General features: G+C 73.8%; 6 protein-coding genes. 3 read left to right on the forward strand and 3 right to left on the reverse strand.

The annotated features are described in order from the left end of the window. Positions 1-132 precede the first annotated feature (132 nt). Complete coding sequence (locus DOO78_RS23905; RefSeq protein WP_111472408.1) at positions 133-1,803, reverse strand: formate--tetrahydrofolate ligase; 1,671 nt, start codon at positions 1,801-1,803, stop codon at positions 133-135. A gap of 97 nt (positions 1,804-1,900) precedes the next feature. Here DOO78_RS23905 and DOO78_RS23910 point away from each other — a divergent pair, with 97 nt between their 5' ends. Beyond that, on the forward strand, positions 1,901-2,149 hold the full coding sequence (locus DOO78_RS23910) for a DUF1289 domain-containing protein (RefSeq protein ID WP_111472409.1): 249 nt from the start codon (positions 1,901-1,903) through the stop codon (positions 2,147-2,149). A gap of 167 nt (positions 2,150-2,316) precedes the next feature. Beyond that, positions 2,317-2,967: an OmpW/AlkL family protein gene (locus tag DOO78_RS23915; RefSeq protein ID WP_111472410.1), complete on the forward strand. Its 651-nt coding sequence runs from the start codon at positions 2,317-2,319 to the stop codon at positions 2,965-2,967. Between the two features lie 113 nt (positions 2,968-3,080). Here DOO78_RS23915 and DOO78_RS23920 read toward each other — a convergent pair whose 3' ends face one another. Further along, entirely contained in the window at positions 3,081-4,199 is a 1,119-nt protein-coding gene (locus DOO78_RS23920; RefSeq protein ID WP_111472411.1) for a 2-aminoethylphosphonate--pyruvate transaminase, read from the reverse strand. A 57-nt stretch (positions 4,200-4,256) separates the two neighbouring features. After that, positions 4,257-4,928, reverse strand: coding sequence for a DUF1194 domain-containing protein (locus DOO78_RS23925; protein ID WP_111472412.1), 672 nt, complete (start codon positions 4,926-4,928; stop codon positions 4,257-4,259). Between the two features lie 77 nt (positions 4,929-5,005). Here DOO78_RS23925 and DOO78_RS23930 point away from each other — a divergent pair, with 77 nt between their 5' ends. Beyond that, entirely contained in the window at positions 5,006-5,794 is a 789-nt protein-coding gene (locus DOO78_RS23930; protein ID WP_243634768.1) for an endonuclease III domain-containing protein, read from the forward strand. The last annotated feature ends 250 nt before the right edge of the window (positions 5,795-6,044 follow it).

The following is a 6,044-nucleotide window of genomic DNA, read 5'->3' on the forward strand; positions in this document are numbered from 1 at the left end:
CCTGGCGACCCCGTGCCGGCTCCTGCCGCATCGCGCGATCCGGCGCCGATCCCCCGCCGCGTCGCGTGCAGGGCCGCTGCCGTCACAAGCCTGGCGTGTGCCGTCGCGGCCTGGCGGCCGCGCCGCCCGGCGTCAGAACAGCCCCTCGATCCGCCCCGCCGGGTCGAGGCCGATTCCCTCCGCCGCCGGGTGCCGCGGCAGGCCCGGCATGGTCATGATGTCGCCGCAGACCGCGACGACGAAGCCCGCCCCGGCCGAGAGCCGCACCTCGCGCACCGGCAGCACATGGCCCGAGGGCGCGCCCATGCGGCCGGCATCGGCGCTGAAGCTGTACTGCGTCTTCGCCACGCAGACCGGCACCCGGCCGAAGCCCATCTCCTCGAAGCGGGCGAGGCGCGCGGCGATGGCGGGCGGGATCTGCACCTCGGCGGCGTGGTAGATCTCGCGCGCGATGGTGCGCAGCTTCTCGGCCAGCGGCAGCTCGGGCGCGTAGAGCGGCCGGAACCGCGCATGCCCCTCCTCGAGCAGCTGCCGCGCCCGCCGCGCCAGCGCGGCCGCGCCCGCCGCCCCGTCGCCCCAATGCGTGCAGAGGATCGCCTCGGCGCCGATGCGCGCCATGGCGTGCCGCACCGCCTCGATCTCCGCCTCGGTGTCCGAGGTGAAGTGGTTCAGCGCCACCAGCACCGGCAGGCCGAATTTCCGCATGTTCTCGACATGCCGCTCGAGATTCACCACGCCGCGCTCGACGGCCGCCACATCCTCGGCGCCGAGCGCCGATTTCGCCACGCCGCCATGCATCTTCAGCGCCCGCACGGTCGCGACCACGACGGCGAGATCGGGCGCGAGGCCGGCGCTCGGGCATTTGATGTCGAGGAATTTCTCGGCGCCGAGATCGGCGCCGAAGCCGGCCTCGGTCACCACCACATCGGCGAGGCCGAGGCCGAGCGCGGTCGCCATGACGCTGTTGCAGCCATGCGCGATGTTGGCGAAGGGGCCGCCATGCACGAGGGCCGGCGAGCCCTCCAGCGTCTGCACCAGGTTCGGCTGCAGCGCGTCGCGCAGCAGCGCCGCCATGGCGCCGTCCGCCTTCAGGTCGCGCGCGGTGACGCTGCGGCCGTCCCGCGTCTGGCCGACGATGATGCGGCCCAGCCGCGCCTGCAGGTCGCCGAGGTCGCGGGCGAGGCAGAAGATCGCCATCACCTCGCTCGCCACCGTGATGTCGAACCCGTCCTCGCGCGGCACGCCCTGGGTCGCGCCGCCGAGGCCGAGCACCAGGTTGCGCAGGTTGCGGTCGTTCATGTCCATGGCGCGGCGCCAGGTGACGCGGCGCGGGTCGAGGCCGAGCCCGTTGCCCCAGTAGAGATGGTTGTCGACCATCGCCGCGAGCAGGTTGTTGGCGCTGGTGATGGCGTGGAAGTCGCCGGTGAAGTGGAGGTTGATCTCCTCCATCGGCGCCACCTGCGCCCGGCCGCCGCCGGTCGCCCCGCCCTTCACCCCGAAGCAGGGGCCGAGCGAGGGCTCGCGCAGGCAGATCATGGTCCGGGCGCCGAGCGCGTTCAGCGCATCGCCGAGGCCGATGGTGGTGGTGGTCTTGCCCTCCCCCGCCGCGGTCGGGCTGATGCCGGTGACGAGGACCAGCTTGCCGCGCGGCCGGCCGGCCTGGGCCGCGATGAAGTCGAAGTCGATCTTCGCCTTGGTCCGGCCATAGGGGATCAGCGCCGCCTCCGGGATGCCGGCGCGGGCGGCGATCGCCCCGATCGGTTGCAGGGTCGCGGCGCGCGCGATCTCGAGGTCGGTGGCCATCGCAATCCCTCCGGTCGAGCCCTGGCGCTTATCGTTCCCGCACCGGCCCGGCAAGCCGCCCTTGCAACCGGCCGGCCCATGCTGGCTTCTAGCCGCCATGGCCAGCCCCTGCATCGATGTCTGCCGCTATGACGAGGCCACCGGCTGGTGCCTCGGCTGCGGCATGACGCGGAAGGACAAGAAGCACTGGAAGAAGGAGAAGGAGCGCCGGCCGGAGATCCGCGCCGTGCTCCCCGGCCGGCTGGCCGAGCTCGCCGCCGCCGGCGCGGCGACGGGCAAGGCGGCGGGGAAGAAGAAAAAGAAGCGGCAGCCGGACGGGCCGCCGGCGCCGGACGCGGCGCCCTGATCCGGCCGCGCCGCCCCGGGGCGGCGCGCCGCTGTTGCCGGAATGCCACAGCGTGGCCGGGCGGCCGGAAAGCCTGGCCGGATTGATCCGCCGCAAGGTCCCGCCCCTGTCCGGCGCCTAAACCCATCCGCGGCGGCAGCACCGCTGCCCTGGATGGACGAGAGACAATGCGTAAGAGTTTTGCAGTTCTGGCTGGCACCCTGGCGCTGAGCGTCGCCGCGGCGACGGGCGCCGTGGCGCAGACCGCGCCGCGCGGCAAGCAGGCGGGCGATGTCGTCATCGGGCTCGGCGCCATCGGCGTGCTGCCCAGCAACGGCGGCTCGACCAGCATCGGCGGCAAGCCGGAGGCGAGCAACGCCGCGACGGCCCAGCTCGACGTCACCTACTTCCTCTCGCCGATGCTGTCGCTGAACCTGATCGCCGCCACCACGCAGCATGACGTGAGCGCCAAGGGCACGGCGCTCGGCGACGTGAAGCTCGGCCATGTCTGGGTGCTGCCGCCGACCCTGACGGCGCAGATCCACCCCTTCCCGACGGCGCGGCTCAGCCCCTATGTCGGCGCCGGCCTGAACTGGACCTTCTTCTACGGCTATGGCGGCGACAAGACGGCGCCGGTCTCGCGGGTGCGGATCGACAACAGCCCGGCCTTCGCGATGAATGTCGGCCTGGATTACGAGCTGGCGCCGAACTGGCTGCTCAATGTCGATGCCAAGAAGATCATGCTGCGGACCGATGTCAGCGTGAACTCCGGCACGGTGACGGCGCGCGCCAACCTCGAGCCCTGGGTGGTCGGGGCCAGCGTGCGGTACCGCTTCTGATCATCCCCACGACGTCGCTGGCGCGACGCCGCGGGGGCCCCGGGATTCGCTCCTGATCGCAGGGGCGTCACAGCCTGCCGAGGCGAAGCCTCGGCAGGGCAACGGGCGGGGGCTCAGAGGGCGGGGGCGCGCTCCTTGACGCCGAGCTCGTCGAGCGAGTCGCCGATCGCCGTCACCGCGCGGCGCATGTCGTCCGGCGTGATGGCGCCGATGCAGCCGATGCGGAAGGTGGGCGTGCGGGTGTTCCAGAAATTGCTGATCAGCACCCCGCGCCGCTTCAGCGCATCGACGAAGGGCTGCAGCGCGAAGGCGGGATCGGCGGGCTGGTGCACGGTGACGATCACCGGCCCCTGGTGCCGCCAGTCCAGATAGGGCGTGAGGCCGAGGCCGCGCACCCCCTCATACAGCACCCGCATGGTCTCTCGGTAGCGGGCGAGCCGCGCCGGCTGGCCGCCCTCGGCGGCGTGGAGGTCAAGCGCCACCGCGAAGGCGGCGAGCGCCTGCACCGGCGGGGTGAAGCGGAAGCTGCCCCAGCCGGCCCGCAGCGCGTGCTGGTAGACATCGGCCAAGTCGAAGGCCCAGGAGCCGGCATTCCCCGCCGCGGCGGTGACGCTGTCGATCCGCGCCACGGCGAAGCCGATGCCGGGCAGCCCCTCGAGGCATTTGCCGCTGGTGAAGAGCACCACGTCGCATTCCGGGTGGTCGGCCAGCGAGAAGGGCAGCGCGCCGAAGGCCGAGACGGAATCGAGGATCAGCCGCCGCCCGGCCGCCCGCACCACCGGCCCGATCGCCTCCGGGTCGTTGACGATGCCGCTGCCCGTCTCGTTGTGGACCATCGCCACATGCGAGATGGCGGGGTCGGCGGCCAGCGCCGCTTCGATCTCCTCCGGCGTCACCGGCCGCGTGTCCGGCCCGGCCAGCGCCACCACCTGCCGCCCCGCCTCGCCCGCCAGCCGCACCGCGCGGTCGGCATAGGCGCCGTTCTGCGGGATCAGCACCTTGCCCCCGGCGGGGATGAAGGTGCGGAGCGCCGCCTCCATCATGAAATGGCCGCAGCCCTGCAGCGCCAGGGTGGCGTGCGCCGCCTCGGTGCCGCCGGCGATGGCGCGCACCCGCTCGCGGATCCCGGCATAGACCGGGCGGAAATCATTGTCCCAGGGGGCGATGTCCTGCGCCATGGCGGCGCGGGTCTCGGGCCGGGTCTGCACCGGCCCGGGGATGAGCAACAGCATGCGGCACATGTTCCTTGCGGCGGCGCGCAACCACGCCACGCGGCACCGCTGCCCTCTCTACAGCGCTTCGCGGGCAAAATCGAACCTCGCGGCGAGCAGCGGCGCCCCGACCTCCCGCGCCAGCTTGGCGCGGATCGCCGCGGCGAAGGCGGCATAGTCCGGGCAGTCCATGGCGAAGCAGCCCGGCCCGCCGATCACCTCGGCCCGGTAGTGATCGAGCAGGTCCGGCTCCTCGTTCAGCACGGCGAGGCCGTTGATGGTGACGCCGGCCGCGACGCCGAGATCGCGCACCGGGCCCGGGGGCGGCCCCTGGTTGTGCCGCCCGTCGCCCGAGACGTCGAGCACCAGCCGCGCCGCCTCGGCCGGGCAGCGCGCCAGCAGGGCGAGGCCGGCCGCCATCCCCTCGCCGAGCCCGGTCGCGCCGGGCTGCGGCAGGCGCGGCGCCGCCTCGATCGCGGCCGCCAGGGCCTCGGCCGCCGCCGGCCCATCCACCCGCATCCAGGGCACCGCCAGCTCCGGCGGCGCCGCATGCCGCATGGCGGGCCAGGTGCCGGACCAGAACAGCATGGCCACGGCGATGCCGCCGCGCGGCCCGGCGGCGCAGGCGGCGACCAGGCCGGGGTCGCGGAAGGCGGTGGCATAGCCGCCGATCATCAGGCCGAATTCGTCGAAATCGACGCTGGCCGAGACATCGACGGCGAGGCAGAGGGCGAGATCGACGGGCTGCATCGCCGCCAGCATGGACCGGCGGGCCTCCCGGCCGGAAGCGGCGCCGAACCGGCGGGCGCCGGCCGAGTTGGAGCCCAATGCCCCTCCCCCGCCGCGCCGCGACGCCTGCCCCGGCCGCCCTGCTGCCCGGCCTCGCCGCCGCGCCGCCGCCGCCCGCCCTGGCCGATCCGGCCCGGCGGGCCCTCGCCCTCACCGTGCATCGCCGACTCTGCGAGGAATACGGCTGCCCGATCGCCTATTTCCAGTCCCTCTCGCCGCTCGACGAGCTCGTCTCCTCGCTGCTCTCCCACCGCACCCGCAACCGCGACAGCCACCGCGCCTATGAGAGCCTGCGCGCTGGCTTCGCCGATTGGGCGGCGGTGCGGGACGCGCCGGTCGAGGCGGTCGAGCGGGCGATCGCCGGCGTCACCTGGCCGGAGGCGAAGGCGCCGGCCCTGCAGCGGGTGCTGCGGACCATCACCGAGCGGCGCGGGGCGCTCGACCTGTCGCATCTGGCGGCGCTGCCCGAGGCGGAGGCGGCGGCCTGGCTGGCCGCCCTGCCCGGCGTCGGGCCGAAGACGGTGGCGGCGGTGCTCTCCTTCAGCACGCTGCGGCGGCGGGCGCTGCCGGTCGACAGCCACCACCACCGGGTGGCGCAACGGCTGGGGCTGATCCCGCCCGCCTGCGCCGTCGGCCCCTCGCATGCCCTGCTGCTCGCCCTGCTGCCGGAGGAGTGGGATGCGCAGCAGGTCTATGACGACCACCAGGTGATGATGCGGCACGGCCAGCGCTGCTGCTTCTTCCGCAACCCGGCCTGCGCCCGCTGCGTGCTGCTCGATCTCTGCCCGACCGGCCGGGCGCGCACCGGCGCGGCCCCGGCGGGCTGAGACCGGCCGCGCGCCGGCGCGGCGCCCGGCGCCGGCGGGGCAGGACGAGGCAATCATCCTGCGCTCGGCACGGTACCAGGCGCACGACGTTCCGACATGCGGCCCGCAGGGCCGAGCGCCCGAACGGGCGCCGCGCCCAGTGGCGCGAAGCCAAGCAACTGTCTTTTGTATGAATGTGGTGTTTTAGGCTGGGGCGTAGGGTTTGTTGTCGCGGATGAGTGCGTTGGCGAGGACGATGAGCTTTCGCATG

The sequence above is a fragment of the Roseicella frigidaeris genome, from assembly GCF_003258945.1.
GTDB lineage: Bacteria > Pseudomonadota > Alphaproteobacteria > Acetobacterales > Acetobacteraceae > Paracraurococcus > Paracraurococcus frigidaeris.